The organism is Acidibrevibacterium fodinaquatile (assembly GCF_003352165.1).
In the GTDB taxonomy this organism is placed as follows: domain Bacteria; phylum Pseudomonadota; class Alphaproteobacteria; order Acetobacterales; family Acetobacteraceae; genus Acidibrevibacterium; species Acidibrevibacterium fodinaquatile.
Genome location: NZ_CP029176.1, coordinates 3,032,621 through 3,051,242 on the forward strand (window position 1 = coordinate 3,032,621; position 18,622 = coordinate 3,051,242).

Below are 18,622 nucleotides of genomic sequence, written 5' to 3' on the forward strand. Positions count from 1 at the left end.
CTAGGCTTTGGTCCGGAATTCGTGCTGCCCCAATTCGCCGACCTGGGCGACATTTATCGCGCGCTGCGGCAGGAGGTTGAGACCGACCTGCCGCTGCACTCTATCGGCGACGACCTGCGGGTGTTTGGCGCCGCAGCGCTAAAAGATCAGGCGAAAGAGATCGCGCAGCGGCTGTCCCACTTCGCCGACCTCGGGCAGGCCGTCACGATCGTCACTGGCAACGGCATCTTCGAGGAGAATGGATTTCTTAAGCCCTGGGCGCCCATCCTGTTTGATGAGTTGGCACATGACCGGCGGGTGAAGCTGGTCGTCGTGTCAAACCGTCGCCTCCACGAGAACGAGTTGCGCGCACACCCGAACGTCCTCCAGATTGCGGTCCCGCCCCTCAAGGAGGAGGACGTCCGTACGCTGATGATACAGTCGATGGTTGCTTTTGGGGCAAAGCCGGAGCTGCCAAGCACGGACGTAATCCGCACGATCGGCGGCCATCCGGGAATCGCTCGCGCGACCGCTGCACTGGTGGCGCAGCGCGGACCCGCGGTCTTGGAAGCTCACCCGGCGGATCTGTTCTCTCTGCAGGAGGAAATGCTCGGCGATTCCCTTGACTTCACCCACCGCACGCCGATCGAGCGCGACGTGCTGTCGGCCCTAAGCTGGGTGCCGCAGCTGGCGGGCGACACGTTGAAGCGTGTGGTGCTCGCGCGCAACGGCGTCTCGCCCGAAGAGTTCGCTGACGCCGTTTCGGGGCTCATACTCGCCTGTTTGGTCGAGGTTTCTGGCGCGAACTACCTCATCTCTGCGCCCATCAGATCGCTCTTCCGGCGGCTCCACGGCTACGGCTCCAAGGAGTTGATGGCTGCGTTCTCGGCGGCGCTGAGGGACGAACTCGAGCGTGCCCGCCGCGACGACGAGTTGCGCGCCGAACTGATGGACGCCCTTGCCTTTATGGCGGCGATTGAGGGCGGCACGCTACCGCCTGAGTTCAGGGACCTCCTGTTGCCGTCCACGCTGCAAGAGGTCATCAAGGAGACCTATGATCGCGGCCATGACGATCCCGAGGCCCTTCGCAGGGTTGTCGCTTGGGGAGAGTCGGCGATCAAGGCAAGAATGGATGAGACCGCGCGCGAGGAGATCCTTGCTTACGTCCTACGCGCCCACGTGCGATTGGGCAGTAAGTCGGAGGCCAGGGACCTGCTCGATTTCTTCGACGAGCGTTGCTACCGCTCGCGATTTTACCTGCGGGCATTCTACCTTCGCATTAGCCAAGACGATCTCAAGGGCGCTGTGAGGATGCTGCTGAAGGCGCGCGAAATCGGGAAGTACATGAAGCTTGTCGTTGGCGACCTCGCCCGTTGCTACCAGCGCCTGGGGTGGTGGCCGCGGCTACATGATTTGATGCAGGACCAGGCGGATTACATTGGCAGAAACCCCGTCCTGCTCGATGTCCGAGCCGGCATGCTGATCGCGCAAGGCGCGTTCGACGAGGCTGATAAGGTCATTCGCATTCTACGTGGTCTGAGCGGCCAGGAAGTCTATGCCGACGGTCGCCGGGCAATGCTGATTATGCGCCGCGACTCGGATTTCCCTGGGGCTCAGCGCATGCTCACCGATGTGCTGCAGCGTGGGTCTGGCGGGCAGATGTTCATCCGCAGGTTGCGCGCGGTGGCAGCCGCGTCTGCCGGCGATATTCGTGTCGCACGCGAGGACATAGAGTTCTTGAAGGCGCGCGGGATGTCTCGGACCGTCGCCGGCATCGAGGCCCGCATCAGGCTCGCGCAGCACGACTACGATGGTGCAGAGGAGGAGTTAGCGAAGGCCGGCACTCTTAGCGCCCAGGATAATCTGCTGCGTGCGAGGATTCTTGAAGCCAGGGCTGACGATCACGCGACACCATTTGCCGACCGGGCTGGCCTTAAGTCTGAGGCGGCGGAAATTCGTGCGCAAAACCGGATGCTTGATGAATACGAGGTAGAGCACTGATCCAACATGCTGCACTTCAAGCTTGCAAATGCGTCCGCCCTCAGAATGAGAACCTGGCACGATGACTGGCCAAAGTGGGCGCAAGGCGTCCAACGGGCCAGGAACGGCCAACGTCGCTTACCGGCCAGATTGGCCGCTGCCGATCTGCAGGTCGAAGGCCCGCTTCCGTTCGAGGATGATTGCATAAGTTGAGGAGCGGTGGCGCGGCGGCCGAGGCACAGCGAGATTCGAGAGTGAGAGTTCGGCCGGACCGTCCGGTAGAGTAGGGATGAAGCGCCTTGCCCCGTTGCCGAGGCAGGTTTCTTCATCCCCCGCTCCGAACCGGACGTGCGAGTTTCCCCGCATCCGGCTCTCTATGCGTGGCCATGAGCCACGGGTGGCCCTCACAGTGAAGCGAGGACGCGGGTTGCTTCCCAGAACTTGTCGGCTCCCTTTCGGAAGGACTCGTCCGGGGTGGCGTTCCATCCGTTCGGTATGCGAAGACCCCAGTCCGGGTATCGCAGGCGTTTGGCGTCAGCAAATTGGGCGAGTTTCTTCCCGCCCATCCGCCAGCCGCTGCGCTCCCAAGTCCTCGGCCCGGCATAGATGCGGCGCAGCGTCCCTACGGGCGCCTTGCCGTGTTTCTTGCCGAGCCAGGATTTCAGGCGCCACCACAGCCACCAATCGTGCTTGGCGAAATACTTCGTTGCGCGAGTGGCATAACGAAAGTCGTCGCGCCAGCCGGAGATGACCGGGTTAAGATCGTCGATGAGATCGGCGAGGGCGTTGACTCGGCGTTTCCCTTACCTTGCCGACCGAGACACGCCTGTTGGCGCTGCAACGTGCCGCGCTCGCACAGGATCTCCGGCGCATCGAGGCCGTCCTCGACGGCATCCCGGACAAGTGACGCGCTGACCCGCATCACGGGGTCTGCCATGCCGCTTGGACCATCCCGCCGAGGCCATCCCGCCGGGGCCATCCCGGCACGCGGCGGAGCGTGCGATGGTCGTCCCGGCCGCGCAACGGCTGTCGCCGTCCTCCGCTGCGCTACGGCTCTGCGAGTGCGCCGCCGGTCCTCGGCCATCGCCCAAAAGCTCCGCCGCCGGGGATGGGCCCCGGCGGGACAGGAGTCCCGACCATGACCACAGAGACCCGCGCCGATATCTACACCCGCATCACCGCCGAGATCGCCGCCGCCATCGCGGCCGGCGCCGGCGACTGGCACATGCCCTGGCACCACAACGGCGGCGCGATCGCCCGGCCCGCCAACGTCGCCTCCGGCAAGCCCTATCGCGGCGTCAACACGCTGGCCCTCTGGATCGCCGCCCAGGCACGCGGCTACGCAAGCGGCACCTGGGGGACCTATCGCCAATGGCAGGCGCTCGGCGCCCAGGTGCGCAAAGGGGAACGCGCGACCGCGATCATCTTCTGGAAGCGCATCGGCGCCGCCGAGGACGAGCAGGATGCCGAGGATGGCGATGGTCGGCCTCGCTTCGTCGGTCGCGGCTATTCGGTATTCAACCGCTGCCAGGTCGACGGCTACGAACCGCCCGCTATCGACGCCTTGCCCGAAGCCGAGCGCATCCCGCATGCCGAGGCCTTTATCGCCGCCCTGGGCATCCCCACGACCTTCGACGCCGCCGCCGCATATTACCGGGTCGATGTCGACCGGATCTTCATGCCGCCGTTCGGAGCGTTCGAAGACTCCATTGCTTACATCAGCACCCTTACTCACGAAGCCGCCCATAATGCCGTGATACGGATTATGCCGCATGACCTCCGCTGGAGGTCGGTTTGCCAGGCATTGGCCATGCGGCTGTTCGGCATAATCAGAGCCCTTCCAGGAACGCGAGGAGTTGGTCGTCGGGCCGGAACCGGCTCGACGGGGTGTCTGGGGCGGCGACGCGAGCGAGCGCTTTTTCCTTCAGCCGCATGTCTGCGTGGATATAGATCTGGGTGGTCTCGACGTTCTCGTGACCAAGCCAGAGCGCGATCACCGCTGGATCGACGCCGTGGTGGAGCAGGTCCATCGCAGTGCTGTGGCGAAGCGTATGCGGCGTGACCCGCTTGGAGCCGATGCTCGGGCACGTGAGCGATGCCGTCAGACAATGCTTGCGGACCAGATGTTCAAGGGCATCGCGGCTGAGCCGTTCGCCCCGGATCGACGGGAACAGCGGTTTGCTCTTGTTCTTGTCGTCGCCGATCCACGCCGCCAGAAGTTTGACCGTCTCGCGCCGAAGCGGTGTGGCGCGTTCCTTCCGACCCTTGCCCATGCAGCGGATGTGCGCACCGCTCTCGAGCACAACGTCGCCGCACTGAAGGCCGACCAGTTCGGAAGCCCGGAGACCGGTCTGCACCGCGAGCAGCAGCAGCGCGTGGTCCCGCCGTCCCGCCCATGTCGTGCGGTCCGGCGCTGCCAGCAACGCCGCGATCTCGTCGCTATCGAGGAACGTCACCGTCCGCTTCACATAGCGCTTGTTCGGCATGGCGAGGATGCGTTGGCATTGCAGCAGCCAGGTCGGATCGCTCATCGCGACGTAGCGGAAGAACGATCGGATTGCGGCGAGCCGGGTGTTGCGGCTGCGCGCGCTGTTGCCCCGCGCCGTCTCGGTGTGGACGAGGAAGTCGGCGATCAGATCAGCGTCGATGTCTTCGATCGTCAGCTTGACCGGCGGCTTGCCGTGTCGAGCACTCGCATACCGCAACAGCAGCCGGAACGTGTCGCGATAGCCCGCGACCGTATGTCGGCTCGCTTCCATCTGGACGCACAGTCGATCTGTGAAGAAGCGCTGGATCAGCGCGGGCAAGGCGGCGGCGCTCATTGGACTGCCTCCCGGCCATCGGCGGTCGCTCGCGCCATCGCCAGATCGAGCAGCTCCGGAACCGCTTCCAGATACCAGTATGTGTTGGAGGGATCGCTATGGCCCAGATAGGTCGTCAACCGGATCATCTCGCGCGCCGGGTCTTTGCCGGTGCGGTACCAGTCGATCATCGTCTTCACCGCGAAGCTGTGGCGAAGATCGTGGATGCGCGGTCCCCGGCCATGCTTGCAGTATGGCTGATGGGTCCGGAGTCCGATCTGCTGGCAGGCCCGCGCGAAGTTGTATCGGGCAGCACAGTCGGTAAGGCGTGTGGCCTTGTCGGTGACGAACAGCGGCTTGGCCGGATGGCCGATCAGCCGATCGCGTTCGGCAAGATAGTCGATCAGCTGCGTGACGACGCTCGGGTCGAGCGGCAGCAACCGCTCTTTGCCGAGCTTACCTTGTCTGACGCGCAGCACGCCATGCTCGGCGTCGAGGTCGTCACGATCGAGGGCCAGTGCCTCGCTGATCCTGAGCCCGGTGACTGCGATAAGCCCGAACAGCGTCGAGCAGGTCAGCCCACGCAGACCGTAGATGGATGGCAACTCCTTCGCCGCCACGATGATCGATCCGATCTCGGTCTCGCTGTAGATATGCGGACGCGACCGCTGGACGGAACCCGGCAGCAGGCCTCGCGGCGGCACTTCATGCGCCGGATCGAAGCTGCTCAGCCATTGCGCGAACAGGCGCACGACGCTGAGCCTTGCCGCTCGGGTCGAGGTGCAGGCCTCAGCCAACGTGGCGTGCCAGCGAAGGAACAGCGCCGTATCGATGTAAGCGGCGCCTTCGCGATCGGCGAACCGGGTGAGGCGACGAAGGATGCGCTCAGAGGTACCAAGATCGTAGCCGAGGCTGCGCCGGACGTTCAGATAGCGGTCGAGCTGGATGGTGAGGCTCATTGCGCGCCTCCCGCCGCCGGCCAGGGCTGGGCGATCGACCGCAGCCCGTCGATGTCGAGCCGCGCATATATCATCGTCGACGAACGCGAGCGGTGCCGCAACACATCGCCGACCTCGTCGAGCGATGCGCCCGTGTTCACCAGCCGGGTCGCAAGGCTATGACGCAGCAGGTGCGATCCCACATAAGGCGTCACCGGCTTCTGGCCGGTCGCCTTCAAGGCATCCTTGAGGATGGCGTTGACGATCTGCCCGTCCTTGAACGGTCGATGCGGCGCGCGATGGGTGACGAACATCGTGCGGCAGGTCGCCGGCCCTCGTTCCTCACGAAGATAGCGGCTCAACGCGTCGCCGACCTCCACGGTGATCGGCAGGCGGTCGTGCAGCTTGCCCTTGCCGCGCACCAGCAGTTCGCCCGCACGCCAGTCGATATCGTCGAGCTGGATCGCGATGACCTCGGCCGCGCGCAGGCCGAGCCGGGCCATGAGCAGCAGCATCGCATAGTCCCGCGCACCGTGCCGTTGATTGTCGCGGACAGACGCGAGCACGGCCTCGACGCCATCGGGCGACAGGTGGCGCGGCAGTCTCGCGCCCCAACGCTTGGCCGTCTTCGGCACGCTCAGCGCCAGATTGGTCGCCGTAGCCCCGCGTCCGAACAGATACTGAAGGAAGATGCGAACATGGGTCGCAATCGTCTTGTCGCGACGTGCGCCCGCCAGCACATGCTCGATGAAGCCGATTGCATCGGCGGGACGCAAGCGGCCCGGATCGACCATCGTCTCGCCGAAGCGGTGGTTAAGGAACCGGTCGGCGAAGCGCAGCGTGTGGTAGATCGTACGCTGGCTGAGGCCCCGTTGCTTAACGAGATAGGTCTCGAAGTTAGCCAACAATGCGGCACGCGCGATCCGCGCTTCGGTCAGCGGCACCGGCTGCGCCACGCCGATATCGATCAGATGCCCGGCGAACCGGCGCGCAAGATTATGCGGGCAGACGGTCTGGCCATGCTTTCGCGGCACCATCCGTCCCAGTCGTTCGGCCTGATTGAGCGTCAAAGCGGAAGGCTCGATCCCTTCCGCGTCCATCACTTGCCCGAGCTTCCTGATGATCGACCGGTAACTCTTGATGGTGGCCGCTTTGTAATTGGCCACGGCGAAGCTTTCACCGAACGAGGCCAGGTACGGATCGACGCAGGTTTCCAGATTTTCAGACATGATCTTCGTGCTCCATGTTGTCGGAGCGACGAAGATTATGCCGAATGGACGCAGCACGATCATGCTGCCAGCCGTGCCTTCTCGACGGCGCGCGGCATAATCCGGATTACGGCATTATGGCCGTTATGCCAATATAGGCATAAGACCCACGCCACAGGAGCGAAGCACCGGCTCGACCGGGACTTCACCAGCCGGTTCTCGCACCAGGCCCGAGCCATCGAGGAACTGGTCGCGGAGCTGACGGCCGGTTACATCCTGGCCGATCTCGGACTTGCCCATCACCCGCGGCCCGACCACGCTGCCTACATCGCCTCCTGGCTCAAGGTCCTGAACGACGATCCTCGCGCCATCTTCACCGCCGCCAGCAAGGCGCAGCAGGCAGCCGACTGGATGCACGCGCAGCAACCGTACTCGGCCCCGTCGTGAGGCAGGTGAACGAACGGCCAACTCGTCCGTCACGCGACCATCCTCGGACTGAATACCGAGAGCGATTGCCACCGCGCTGCGGGCAAACGAGCAGCAACGTCGTGATCGTCACCGAGCCGGCTGCCAATTGTCGCTATCACCAGTATACTCACCTGCATGAGCTTCGAAGAACCCAATTCCCTCCAGATCCGCGTTACGCTTGTCGGCATCGAGCCGGCAGTTTGGCGGCGCCTGATCGTGCCGCGCGGCTTCCATCTCGGCCAACTCCACCGCGTCATCCAGGCTGCATTCGGATGGTCGGACTGCCACTTGCACGAGTTCCTGATAGGCGGCTTGTCTTACCGCGACGCCGAGGTCTGCGAACCCGAGTTCGAGGACGACGCGCGCAGCTTTGACGAGAGCGGGGTACGTCTGCGTGATTTCAACCTCAACGACGGCCTTAGCGTTCTCTACGTCTACGACTTCGGCGACGACTGGAAGCACATCATCGAGTTCGAACGGCTCCTTGCCCTCGAACCCGCGCCGCGCGGCGCCAGCTGCATCGGCGGCGCGCGCGCCCGACCGCCCGAGGATGTCGGCGGCGTCCACGGCTATGCCGGCTTCCTCGACATCATCACCGATCCCGACCACCCAGAACACCGCGACACCAAGACCTGGGCGGGCGGCCACTTCGATCCAGAGTGGTTCGACAACGAGACGACCGACAAGGACGTTCGCAACGCCCTCAGGGCCAACCGCCGCATCCGCCTCCATCAGCCCAACCCCAAGCGCCAAGGCCGCTCACGATAGCTGTCGTTGCACGGCACCGGTATCCTCGCTGGAGCCGGCCTCGGGCTCCTCGCCGCTGAGATCGATGGCACGACACTACCCCTCCGATCTCGCTCGTCGCCAAAATTTGTGCCTCGGTGCCGTCGTGCCAGGCCCAGCCCGCGGACTGACGCTGGCGAACGAAGCCGCCAACGTCACCGACAAGGCTTTCTTCAGCCGTCCCCGATCAGGAGAGGCACCCGGATAGGGATCACCGGCGACCCGTACACCTTCCTCGGCGAGCAAGGCGTCGCGACATTTCAGGTTGACTGTCAGGATAAGTGGCCGAGATGACGGCAGCGTTCCTTTGCGCGAGCCTCGGCATCGTGCCGACCGTGCGGCACGCCGACTACATCGGTTCCTGGCTCGAGGTGCTGCGCGACGATGACCGCGCGATCATCCGCGCCACCAGCGCCGCCTCGAAGGCGGCCGACTATCTGCTGGCGTTCCAGGCCGATGCGGGTGAGCCGGAAGGTCCATCCCGTCCCGCGTTCCCGGCCTTGGCGCCGGAGAGATCCTATGGGGATGAGCGCAGCGCGGCCATACCGGGCTACGTGGGGGGTCATCTATGGAAGGATTCAACATGTTTGCCGAGAAGGAAGTCGCTGCCCCAGCTCCGTCCATCAATACCGATCCGATCTTCGTCGCGATCGAGATGAGCCGGTCGAAGTGGGTCGTGGGTACTCACATTCCCACGTCGAGCAAGGTGGGCATTCATACCGTCGAATGGGGCGACGCGGCCGCCTTGCTGGCTCTCGTCGAGCGGCTTCGATCTCGTGCCGCCGACGTCGTCGGCATCGCGGCCGTGCCGGTCCTGTGCTGTTACGAAGCCGGGTACGAAGGCTTCTGGCTTTACCGCCGGCTCGCCGCCGCCGGGCTCCGTGTCTTGGTGATCGACCCTTCCAGCCTGCTGGTCAACCGACGCGCCAAGCGCGCGAAGACGGATCGGATCGACGCGAAGGCGATGATCCGTGCGCTGATGGCCTACAACAGGGGCGAGGACCAGGTGCTCAGCGCCGTCATCGTTCCTAGTGTGGAGCAGGAGGACCACCGTCGGCTCGTACGGGAACGACAGAGCTTGGTTTACGACTGCACCGCGCATACCAACCGCATTCGGGGATTGCTGCTGACACAAGGGATCGTCGGCTTCGACCCGCGCGCCAGCGGCGCTGAACGGCAGCTCGACGAACTTGTCACCGGTGATGGTCGCTCGCTCGGACCGCGGCTGAAAGACGAGATGCGACGCGAGATCGGCCGCCTTCGTGTTGTCCTCGAGCAGCTGAAGGACGTGAGTGCGGAGCGCGACGCCATCGCTCTCGGGAAGACGATCGAGACCCCGCACCGCGATCAGGGCTTGGCCGATGCCGATGCTGCGATGATCGCGTCGCTCGCCCGGATCAAAGGCGTCGGCCCGAACGACGCATCGGTGCTCGTGCGCGAGGCCTTCTGGCGCAAGTTCAACAACCGACGTGAGCTTGCCGCATGGAGCGGACTGGCGCCGATGCCCTGGGCGAGCGGAACAGTCAGCCGGGACCAGGGCATCGCAAAGACCGGTCCCGCCATCTTCCGCTCGCACATGCTGCAGATCGCCTGGCGCTGGCTTCATCATCAGCCGCAAAGCAGGCTGTCCCAGTGGTTCAACGAGCGGACGAACGGCGCGGCCGGTCGAGTCCGGCGGGTCATGATCGTGGCGCTCGCACGCAAGCTCCTCGTTGCGCTCTGGCGTTATGCGACGGCCGGCCTGGTGCCGACCGGCGCCATCGTCGCCTGAGTTCTCCAGATCCCCTGCCCGACAGGGGAGAACCGGGAGGATGTGTGACCGGCCCTCTGACTGGCTGAAAAACGCCGTCATTAGAGATGGGTCCCATCCCCTGGAGCGTCGAGCCCGCAGCAAACGGGATTATGGTCGCGAGGCCTGCCGACCGCAGGAACTCGAACCGGATAAAAGGTGAGTTGGCCAGACGCCAGCTTTGTGCAGGACGCTCTGCCCCGGTCGGTTGCCAACGCCATCACGCCGGCTTCGCCGGCGCCGATCGTGCGCGCCTTGGATACAGGCGGGGGTCGTTCAGCCGTCGTCCTTCCCCGGAAACGCGGTTCTTGACCCACCCCATAAAAAGCTAGAGGGCCGCCAGCGTTCCGTGACGGGTCGAAAGGCCGGGAGAAAGGCTTCCGGCCGGCCCGTCGCGGAGATCACAAGATGGCTGCGACCCAGAAGATCGTCCTGAACCCGTCCCGGGACATCCCATTCAACAAGCTCGTCCTGAGCCAGGCCAATGTCCGGCGCGTGAAGGCCGGCGTCTCCATCGAGGCGCTGGCCGAGAGCATCGCCCGGCGCTCCCTGCTGCAAAGCCTGAGCGTGCGCCCCGTGCTGGACGCGGACGGCAACGAGACCGGCATGTTCGAGGTGCCCGCCGGCGGTCGGCGCTTCCGGGCGCTGGAACTGCTGGTGCGGCAGAAGCGCCTGGCCAAGACCGCACCCATCCCCTGCATCGTCAAGACCGATGGCCTCGCCGAAGAGGACAGCCTCGCCGAGAACACTGACCGCGAGGCGCTGCACCCGCTCGACCAGTTCCGCGCCTTCCAGACGCTGCGCGCGAAGGGCCAGGGCGAGGAGGAGATCGCCGCCGCGTTCGGCGTCACCGCCGCGGTGGTGCGCCAGCGGCTCAAGCTCGCCGCCGCCAGCCCGGCGCTGCTCGACGCCTATGCCGAGGCGGCGATGACGCTCGATCAGCTGATGGCGTTCTGCGTCAGCGACGATCACGCGCGGCAGGAGCAGGTGTGGGCGACGATCCAGCGTGGCTGGAACAAGGAGCCGCACACGATCCGCCGCATGCTGACCGAGGGCGCGGTGCGCGCAAGCGACCGGCGCCCGCGCTTTGTCGGCATCGACGCGTATGAGGCCACCGGTGGCATCGTGATGCGCGACCTGTTCCAAGATGACGAGGGCGGCTGGTTGCAGGACCCGGCGCTGCTCGACCGGCTGGTGGCCGAGCGCTTGGCCCACGAGGCGGATGCCATCCGCGCCGAAGGCTGAAGATGGGTCGAGGCCGCGCCGGACTTCCCCTATGGCCACCGGCAGGGGCTGCGCCCGCTGCCCTCCACCAATCCCCTCAGCGAAGCAGAGCAGGCGGAGTTCGATGCGCTGAAGGCCGAATACGACGCGCTCGAGGCGCAGTATGGCGGGGCCGACGAAGTGCCGGAAGCGGTCGAGGCACGACTGACCGAGATCGAAGCAGCGATCCCGATCATCCGGCAGCGCCGACCAGCATCGCGCCCGAGAGCGATGCGACCCCGTCCGCCAGGAATGTGCGCTCGACCACGACCATTACGGCCGCCGAGCCGTCCGCCGAGGTGCCCGAGGAGGCCGAGGGCCAGACGCCGCTGCCCGAGCGGCTGATGACGGAACTCACCGCACACCGGACGCTTGCATTGCGGGAAGCTTTGGGGAACGACTGGGACACGGCGTTCCTTGCCGTGCTTCACGCGTTTTGCCTCCGCCTGTTTTATCGTTCCGCCGCCGACACCTGCCTGGAAATCGAGGCCAAGAGCGCCGGGTTCGGGACCCAGGCTCCCGGACTGAACGACACCGCGTCCGCCAAGGCCATCGACGTGCGGCACGAGGCGTGGGTGAAGCAGTTGCCGGCGACGTCCAGCGAACTTTGGGACGCGCTCGTCGGCTTCGACACCGACACGCGCGCGGCGCTGTTCGCGCATTGCGCGGCGCTCACCATCAACGCGCTGCACGAAACCTGGAACCGCCGCCCTGGCGCTCTGGCGCACGCGGATCGACTGGCCCAGGCGGTCGGTCTCGACATGGCGGCGGCCGGCTGGGTCCCGACGGTCGAGACCTATCTCGGTCGGGTGCCGAAGGCGCGCATCCTGGAAGCCGTGCGCGAGGCGAAGGGCGAGCACGCGGCGCAGCTGATCGACCACCTGAAGAAGCCGGAGATGGCGCAGGAGGCTGAGCGGCTGCTCGCCGGCACCGGTTGGCTCCCCGAGCCGCTCCGCACGCCCGGGTTGCCTGATGAGGCTGCGGCCGTCCCTCCCGCCGACGGTGACGCCGACGCGATCACCGCATTGCCGGCGTTCCTGGTCGACGCCGAAAATCCCGCCGTGCCGCAAGCCATCGCCGGTTAAGACCGCACCCGGTGGCGCGTGATGCCGTGACCGGTCCAGGCACCGGCCACGGGGAGGGTCAGCCCTGCGGCTTTGGCACGAAGCAAACCCCGCCCAATCCCTCGAAATGCCGGTCGCAGGTCAGAAGGTCCGCCCCATGGGCCAAGGCCGTCGCATAGACGATGGCGTCCGCGGTCGCGAGCTTATGCGCCGCGCAGAGATCGGCGGCCGACAGCGCGATCGCCGTATCGAGATCGGCGACGATGCAGGTCTCGGTGAAGGCGATCACCTGATCGGCCTTATCCTCCCCCACCTCGCGCTGGAGCCACTTCGCGAGTTCCAGCTGCACGATGGTCGGCACCAGCCATTGGCCGCGCTCGGGCAAGGCGCTCGCGACCGAGGCGCCGGCCGGCGAGCCGATCAGCCACTCGATCCATGCCGACGTATCGACGAGCCGCATCAGACGCGGTCCGCGCGATCCCGATACCCTTCCGCCCGCGCGCCGCGCGCGAGGCCCGAAAGCTCGTCTGGCCTCGGTACCGGCACCAGCAAGACCCCGGTCCCTTTGGGAATGAAGGCGAATTCCTGTCCTGCCTGCCAGTGGCGCGCGGTGCGCACCGCCTTCGGGATGGAAATCTGGAACTTGGCCGAGAGTCTGGCGATGTCCCTGCTGTGCATTACCCTGCCCTCATCGATCAATAAGGCGTAAGATAGCATGCAGCGGCATCGGCCGAAAGCCGCAGGCGGCGGTATCGCCCGTGGTGGCGATCCCGCCTCACACGATCACCGCCGCTTCCGCCGCAGCGAGCGCGCCTTCCAGATAGCCGCCGAATTCGGGGGCCATTTCGGCGCCGGCGAGCGTGATCCGTTCGCCCCACGGCGCCGGCAGGGCGATCGAGCGATAGTCTGGATGCGCGTTGCCATTGGCCTGGTCGGCTTCGGTCGCGGTGAAGGGTTCGGTTGCCCAGTCCTGGATGATTACCGCGCGCGGCCGGGCGACCTCGGCGCCGAACAGCAGGCCGAGTTGGCGGGCGACCAGCTCCGGCAAGGCCGCGCGTCGCGCCGCACGGAGGGCGGGTGGCCAGGAGAAAAAGCCGAACAACGCCGCCTCGGCCGCGCCGGGGAGGCTCGCATCATGCAATTCCCCGAGCGGTCCCGCCTGGCTGAACGCGCTGCCTGAGAGGCCGGCGTCGCGCCAGAACGGCCGGTCGTAGAGCGCGAGCGCCTTGGCCTGGCCCGCCATCCAGCCCGGCACAGCAGCAAGCTTCGCCTGTATTGGCTGCGGCAGGGCGGGCACGATCTCGATCCCGCCGATCAGCCGCGGCGGCAGGGCGAGTGCTGCGCGGGCGGCCTGCAGCGTCACCGGGCCGGCGGGGCTTTCGGCGGTGACCGCAACGCCCGCCTCGGTCAGCGCGATGCGCCGGACCGCGTGTTCCAGCCGGACCACGCCGGGGGCGAGGCCAGCGGCGACGGCTTCCACCAGCGCCGCGATGCCGCCCGCAATCCGTAGGCTCGGCGGCTCCTGCGCGAAACCATGCGGCAGGCGCTCTATGCGCCCCGTCTGATCCTGAAAGATGAAGCCGCCCGTCTCCGCCTGCTCTGTGAGCACCAACCCGGCCGCCCGGACGGCGCGCGCGATGCGCGGCTGGATCGTGGGCCAGACCCAGGCGGGGCCGAGATCATAGGCGCCGGCCTCGGTGCGGTGGCTCAGCACCCGCCCACCGATGCGCGCGCGGGCTTCCAGCACCACCACCTCGGCGCCCCGCCCGGCCGCCGCCCGCGCCAGCGCGAGGCCGGAAAGGCCGGCGCCAATGACGATCAGATCGGGCATCCCGCGTCAGCCGAGATGGCCGGTTTTGCGGTAGAGCAGCGCGCCCTCCTGGCTTGCCAGCGCCAGAAGGCTGCCGGGCGGCCGGCGGAGCCACGCGCCCGCACGGTGGGTGGTGCCGTCGATCACCACATCGCCCTCGACCACGAAGAGCTCGACGCCGTGCGGCCAAGTCTCGGTCGCGTCGGCATGGCCGGGGGCGAGGCGCAGCATCACCACACGCTCCCACGGCGCCTCGAACAGCACGGCTTCCTGCCGACCCTGCCCGAGATCGCGCCAGAGCGCGGGATCGCGTGTATCGAGCCGCACAGCCGCTGTCTCCTCCGGCGGCATTTGGCGGAGCTTGACGAAAATCACCGCGCCCGGCGCGCTGGCAGGCGTGTGGCGCGAGCCGGGGGGGTTGCGGACATAGAAGCCGGCAGGAAAATCCCCGGTCTCGTCGGAGAATACGCCGTCGAGCACCAGGAACTCCTCGCCGGCGCCGTGGGTGTGGGGGGAGAAGGCGGAGCCCGGCGCGTAGCGCACGAGCGAGGTGGCCCGAGCGACTTCGTCGCCGTCGCGCTCGAGCATGCGCCGCTCTACACCGGCCATAGGCGAGGTGATCCAGGCGAGCGCCGCGCTATCGACGGTGGCGGGGCGGGAGAGATCGGCGTTGAGCTGCATGGACGGGTCTCCGAGGCGAGCGGGCGGGTGGCGGAGCGGACAGTAGCCGATCAACGAAGATACCGGCGAATCGGGACCCGGTCGGATGGTATTGGCGTTCGAGTGCGCGTTCTGCCGCATAGGTAACGCCAGACGGACCGGCTACGACCGGCTCATGCTGACCCGCAGTGGACGCTTCGCAAAACGATGGCCCAGGTCCAATGCGAGGTGCCGCCGCAATGTCTCACTTTATCACCCCCCTCTCGCGCTTCCGCCAGGGCACGGCGATCCGCTTCGACCAGGGCATCCTGTTTACCACCTACGCCACCCTTCGGTCCGCCGAGCGGGAGGGCAAGGCGTCGCGCCTCGATCAGATCATCAACTGGCTGGGGCGGGAATTCGACGGGGTGATCGTGTTCGACGAGGCGCACGCCATGGCCAACGCTGCCGGCGACACCTCCGAACGTGGCGAGCGTGGGCCGTCCCAGCAGGGCCGCGCCGGGCTGCGGCTGCAACACGCACTACCAGATGCGCGGGTGCTCTATGTCTCCGCGACCGGCGCGACCTCGGTGCAAAACTTGGCCTATGCGCAGCGGCTCGGCCTCTGGGGCGGGGCGGATTTCCCGTTCGCGACGCGGGAGGAATTCGTCGCCGCGATCGAAGCCGGCGGGATCGCGGCGATGGAGGTGCTGGCGCGGGATCTGAAGGCGCTCGGCCTCTACGCCGCGCGGTCGCTGTCGTACGAGGGGATCGAGGTCGAGATCGTCGAGCACGCGCTGAGCCCCGAGCAGGTGCGCATCTACGACGCCTACGCCGAGGCGTTCCAGGTGATCCACGCCAACCTGGCCGAGGCGCTGGAGGCGGCCAACGTCACCGGCCCCTCCGGCACGCTGAACCGCCAGGCGAAGGCGGCGGCACGCTCGGCCTTCGAAGCGAACAAGCAGCGCTTCTTCAACCACCTGATCACGGCGATGAAGGTGCCGACGCTGATCGCTGCGATCGAGCGCGACATCGCCGCAGGCGCCGCGTGCATCGTGCAGCTAGTTTCCACCGGCGAGGCGTTGCTGGATCGGCGGCTGGCCGAAATCCCCGCCGGGGAGTGGAGCGACGTGCAGGTGGACATCACCCCGCGCGAATACGTTTTATGCCGAGATCGGCATAAAACGTAATATGCCGCGTCGGCATTATGCAAAGCACGACGCTTCAACTCGTTGATCTTCTGTTCCATTTGGTGATCTCCACTTGGCATAATCATGATGCCTCTGCTCTCAACAGCAGAAGGACACCCCTCATGACTCCTCCCTCCAACTCTCGCCCCAGCGACCCTCGCGGCGTCGTTTCCGATGATCGCGCGCTCATCCAAAGCTATCTGGCGCAGCATCCGCGGCTCACGGCCGGCGCCCTGAGCGCGGCGCGGCATTTCCTGAAGTGGGCGACCACTCACGGGATCACGCATACGGATCTTGATCCGACAGCGGTTGATCGTTTCGCGCGCCATCGCTGTCGCTGCGGACGCTACAGCCCCGGGCAGCTTCGCAATCCGGGCTACATGACCGATGTCCGCCGGTTTCTCCGTCATCTTGAGAATGCGGGGGCCGTGGCTGTCCCAGATGGCGTTGATCGGCTGGACAAATATCTGGCAGCATTCGCCGTCAGGCTGGAAGCGGTCGGCTACGGCAAGCCGGCTTACGACGCCCGATTAAGTCAGGCGCGACATTTTGCCGAATGGATCTTGCAGTCGCGCATTCCCGTTCAGGAGATCACGGACGCCGCCATTGAACAGTTTGCCCGGCACAATTGTCGGTGCGGCATCAGAACCAAACGGGGCAGACGGGTGGCTGGGACGGGGACCGCAGATCGTTGTCGCGGCGCACGCCGCTTCGTTGATTTCCTTCGCGAACAAGGCGTGATCAATCCGACTGTGCAACCCGTTACTCCAAAGGTCGATCCGCGGCTGGACGGCTTTGCCCAATGGCTGAATCGCGAGCGAGGGGCAACAGCCGCGACGATCCGGCGCTATCGACAGGAAGCCGGACGCTGGATCGACTCCCTCGGCACGGACACCAAGCACTTCGGTGCAGCGGCCATCCGTTCGATCGTGCTGGATCAGGATCCTGAACGCTCGCGTTCTTCAATCCGCATGACGGTGACCGTATTGCGCACGTTTTTGCGCTTTACTGTCAGCCAGGGGCTTTGCGCCCCCTTCCTGCTGCACGCGGTGCCACCGGCGGTTCGACGCAAATTTTCCACCGTTCCGCGCACGATCTCTACGGCAGCCATTGAAGATATCATCGCATCCTGTGGCGCGACGACCCCCGTCGAGATTCGGGATCGCGCCATCCTCCTCCTGCTCGCGCGGATGGCATTGCGAGCTGGGGACGTTTGGCAATTGCGCCTTGCCGACATCGACTGGGGAGCCGGACGACTGCGGCTGCACGGCAAGAGTCGCCGCGCAACAATGCTGCCGTTGCCGCAAGACGCGGGTGATGCGCTACTTGCCTACATCGAGGATGCGCGGCCTGTTGTCTCGACGGAGCGGGTGTTCCTGCGGGTACAGGCGCCGTTCACCCCGTTGCGTTCTTCCGCCGAGATCGCCAGTATTGTCGCCCGCGTCCTGAAGCGCGGTGGATTTTCGGGTCTACCGACAGGGGCGCATGTGTTCCGTCACTCGCTCGCGTCCGCCTGGCTGCGCGGCGGCGCCGATCTTGATCAGATCGGTGTTGCGCTTCGGCACGCCTCCAGGGACACGACCGCGATTTACGCAAAGGTGGATGTCGAGATGCTGGCTGGCGTCGCCCAGCCCTGGCCGGGAGTGGAGTCATGATCCACCAACATGTTGATCGCTACGTCCAGTTGCATCGCGCCCTTGGCAAGAAGTTCGACGCGCAGGAGAAGGCCCTGCGCCAGTTCGCAATATTCGTCGCCAAAAGGACCGCCGTTTCCATAACCGCCGGGTTGATCCTGGATTGGATCCGTGAAGCGCCGACGCCGAACGCCACCCGTGTCCGCTTTAATCTCGCGCGCGCTTTTGCCGAGTTTCTGCATGGTGAGGACCCGCGGCATGAAGCGCCAGCCGTGGGGCTGATGGGACGCGGCCGACGGCGGCGCCCGGCGCCTTACATTCTGCTGCCGGACCAGATCGCACGCATCATGGCGGAGGCCTTGAACATGCCGGGTCAAGCTTCGATCAGCCCGCTCACATATCACCATCTGATCGGGTTGCTTGCCTCGACAGGTCTCCGCATCTCGGAGGCTTTGTCCCTCCGAAGCGACGATCTGGCGCGCGACGGCCTCATGGTTCGCAGCGGCAAGTTCGGCAAGAGCCGCCTCGTTCCGTTGCATTCTTCGACCCGGTCCGCGCTTGAGCAGTACCTCGCCGTCCGGCGCAAGGTCCGCAACGCAAGTGACGATCTCTTCGTGCTGGGTCACGGTCGCGCCCCGACCGCGGCCAGAGTCCATGTGGTTTTCGTCCGGGTCGTCCGGCGTCTCGGCTATCGCAATTCGACCGGGCCGGGGCCCCGGCTGCATGACTTGCGCCACACCTTCGCGGTGCGTTCGCTGGAAGCCTGCGGGAACGACCCGCATGCGGTCTTGCGACACATGCGGGCGCTGAGCACCTATCTCGGCCATGTCGATGTCGCCAATACCTATTGGTATCTTGAGGCGACGCCGGTCCTGTTGCGCATGATCGCGTCGGCGACCGAGGGCGCTTTCGTCGGAGGCGCAGCATGCGGATTCCGATGAAGTCGGCCATGCATTCCAACTTGAAGCCGGCCACTGCTTCCGAACTGAAGCCGGCCGGGGTTCCGATTTGAAGCCGGCCACCTGAGCGTCTTCGGTTGGGTCTGGTTGAATGATTATCGTGTCCTTGTTTTG

At 65.9% G+C, this 18,622-nt stretch carries 17 protein-coding genes and 2 pseudogenes; 11 read left to right on the forward strand and 8 right to left on the reverse strand.

From position 1 onward, the window contains the following. Nucleotides 1–21: 21 nt before the first annotated feature. Nucleotides 22–1,980, forward strand: a complete 1,959-nt coding sequence (locus DEF76_RS14405; RefSeq protein WP_114912921.1) for a tetratricopeptide repeat protein — start codon at nt 22–24, stop codon at nt 1,978–1,980. A gap of 383 nt (nt 1,981–2,363) precedes the next feature. Here the strand turns inward: DEF76_RS14405 and DEF76_RS20390 are convergent. After that, nucleotides 2,364–2,732, reverse strand: a pseudogene (locus DEF76_RS20390) (group II intron maturase-specific domain-containing protein); the annotation flags it as partial. A 365-nt stretch (nt 2,733–3,097) separates the two neighbouring features. On the opposite strand from DEF76_RS20390, the pseudogene DEF76_RS19985 reads away from it, so the two are divergent. Beyond that, nucleotides 3,098–3,649 (forward strand): annotated as a pseudogene (locus tag DEF76_RS19985) (ArdC-like ssDNA-binding domain-containing protein); the annotation flags it as partial. 139 nt (nt 3,650–3,788) lie between these two features. Here the strand turns inward: DEF76_RS19985 and DEF76_RS19990 are convergent. From DEF76_RS19990 to DEF76_RS14435, 3 genes are read right to left on the reverse strand one after another with little or no spacing between them, the layout of a single operon-like run. Then, nucleotides 3,789–4,781, reverse strand: coding sequence for a tyrosine-type recombinase/integrase (locus DEF76_RS19990; RefSeq protein WP_007425104.1), 993 nt, complete (start codon nt 4,779–4,781; stop codon nt 3,789–3,791). Beyond that, nucleotides 4,778–5,719 carry a tyrosine-type recombinase/integrase gene (locus DEF76_RS14430; RefSeq protein ID WP_114912922.1) on the reverse strand — a complete coding sequence of 314 codons (942 nt, stop codon included), beginning with the start codon at nt 5,717–5,719 and terminating at the stop codon, nt 4,778–4,780. Before DEF76_RS14430 ends, DEF76_RS19990 begins: the two co-directional genes overlap by 4 nt. Continuing rightward, a complete protein-coding gene (locus tag DEF76_RS14435; protein ID WP_240319017.1) occupies nt 5,716–6,990 on the reverse strand; it encodes a tyrosine-type recombinase/integrase in 1,275 nt (424 codons plus the stop codon). Before DEF76_RS14435 ends, DEF76_RS14430 begins: the two co-directional genes overlap by 4 nt. Nucleotides 6,991–7,032: 42 nt before the next feature. Here DEF76_RS14435 and DEF76_RS14440 point away from each other — a divergent pair, with 42 nt between their 5' ends. From DEF76_RS14440 to DEF76_RS20220, 6 genes are all read left to right on the forward strand, one after another. Further along, nucleotides 7,033–7,353, forward strand: coding sequence for a zincin-like metallopeptidase domain-containing protein (locus DEF76_RS14440; protein ID WP_240319279.1), 321 nt, complete (start codon nt 7,033–7,035; stop codon nt 7,351–7,353). Nucleotides 7,354–7,509: 156 nt separating this feature from the next. Further along, the gene (locus DEF76_RS14445) at nt 7,510–8,142 is read left to right on the forward strand and encodes a plasmid pRiA4b ORF-3 family protein (RefSeq protein ID WP_114912923.1); all 633 of its coding nucleotides are present in this window, start codon (nt 7,510–7,512) and stop codon (nt 8,140–8,142) included. 308 nt (nt 8,143–8,450) lie between these two features. After that, nucleotides 8,451–8,819: a zincin-like metallopeptidase domain-containing protein gene (locus DEF76_RS20470; RefSeq protein WP_114912924.1), complete on the forward strand. Its 369-nt coding sequence runs from the start codon at nt 8,451–8,453 to the stop codon at nt 8,817–8,819. After that, entirely contained in the window at nt 8,744–9,931 is a 1,188-nt protein-coding gene (locus tag DEF76_RS14455) for an IS110 family RNA-guided transposase (protein WP_205216014.1), read from the forward strand. Before DEF76_RS20470 ends, DEF76_RS14455 begins: the two co-directional genes overlap by 76 nt. A gap of 426 nt (nt 9,932–10,357) precedes the next feature. After that, nucleotides 10,358–11,194, forward strand: coding sequence for a ParB/RepB/Spo0J family partition protein (locus tag DEF76_RS20215; RefSeq protein ID WP_275895685.1), 837 nt, complete (start codon nt 10,358–10,360; stop codon nt 11,192–11,194). Nucleotides 11,195–11,466: 272 nt separating this feature from the next. Further along, a complete protein-coding gene (locus DEF76_RS20220) occupies nt 11,467–12,297 on the forward strand; it encodes a hypothetical protein (protein ID WP_275895686.1) in 831 nt (276 codons plus the stop codon). 58 nt (nt 12,298–12,355) lie between these two features. Here DEF76_RS20220 and DEF76_RS14465 read toward each other — a convergent pair whose 3' ends face one another. From DEF76_RS14465 to DEF76_RS14480, 4 genes are all read right to left on the reverse strand, one after another. Then, nucleotides 12,356–12,736 (reverse strand): type II toxin-antitoxin system VapC family toxin, encoded by a 381-nt coding sequence (locus DEF76_RS14465; protein ID WP_114912925.1) that lies wholly within the window; start codon nt 12,734–12,736, stop codon nt 12,356–12,358. Further along, entirely contained in the window at nt 12,736–12,954 is a 219-nt protein-coding gene (locus DEF76_RS14470; protein ID WP_114913916.1) for an AbrB/MazE/SpoVT family DNA-binding domain-containing protein, read from the reverse strand. The genes DEF76_RS14465 and DEF76_RS14470 overlap by 1 nt, the downstream gene beginning before the upstream one ends. 97 nt (nt 12,955–13,051) lie before the next feature. Then, nucleotides 13,052–14,107, reverse strand: a complete 1,056-nt coding sequence (locus DEF76_RS14475; RefSeq protein WP_114912926.1) for a flavin monoamine oxidase family protein — start codon at nt 14,105–14,107, stop codon at nt 13,052–13,054. Between the two features lie 6 nt (nt 14,108–14,113). Continuing rightward, complete coding sequence (locus tag DEF76_RS14480; protein ID WP_114912927.1) at nt 14,114–14,767, reverse strand: cupin domain-containing protein; 654 nt, start codon at nt 14,765–14,767, stop codon at nt 14,114–14,116. Nucleotides 14,768–14,985: 218 nt separating this feature from the next. Here DEF76_RS14480 and DEF76_RS14485 point away from each other — a divergent pair, with 218 nt between their 5' ends. The 3 genes from DEF76_RS14485 to DEF76_RS14495 all read left to right on the forward strand — a co-directional run bounded on the left by DEF76_RS14485 (nt 14,986) and on the right by DEF76_RS14495 (nt 18,490). Then, nucleotides 14,986–15,915, forward strand: a complete 930-nt coding sequence (locus DEF76_RS14485; RefSeq protein ID WP_456303839.1) for a strawberry notch family protein — start codon at nt 14,986–14,988, stop codon at nt 15,913–15,915. A gap of 122 nt (nt 15,916–16,037) precedes the next feature. After that, entirely contained in the window at nt 16,038–17,570 is a 1,533-nt protein-coding gene (locus DEF76_RS14490; RefSeq protein ID WP_114912928.1) for a tyrosine-type recombinase/integrase, read from the forward strand. Beyond that, entirely contained in the window at nt 17,567–18,490 is a 924-nt protein-coding gene (locus DEF76_RS14495; RefSeq protein WP_114912929.1) for a tyrosine-type recombinase/integrase, read from the forward strand. The genes DEF76_RS14490 and DEF76_RS14495 overlap by 4 nt, the downstream gene beginning before the upstream one ends. The last annotated feature ends 132 nt before the right edge of the window (nt 18,491–18,622 follow it).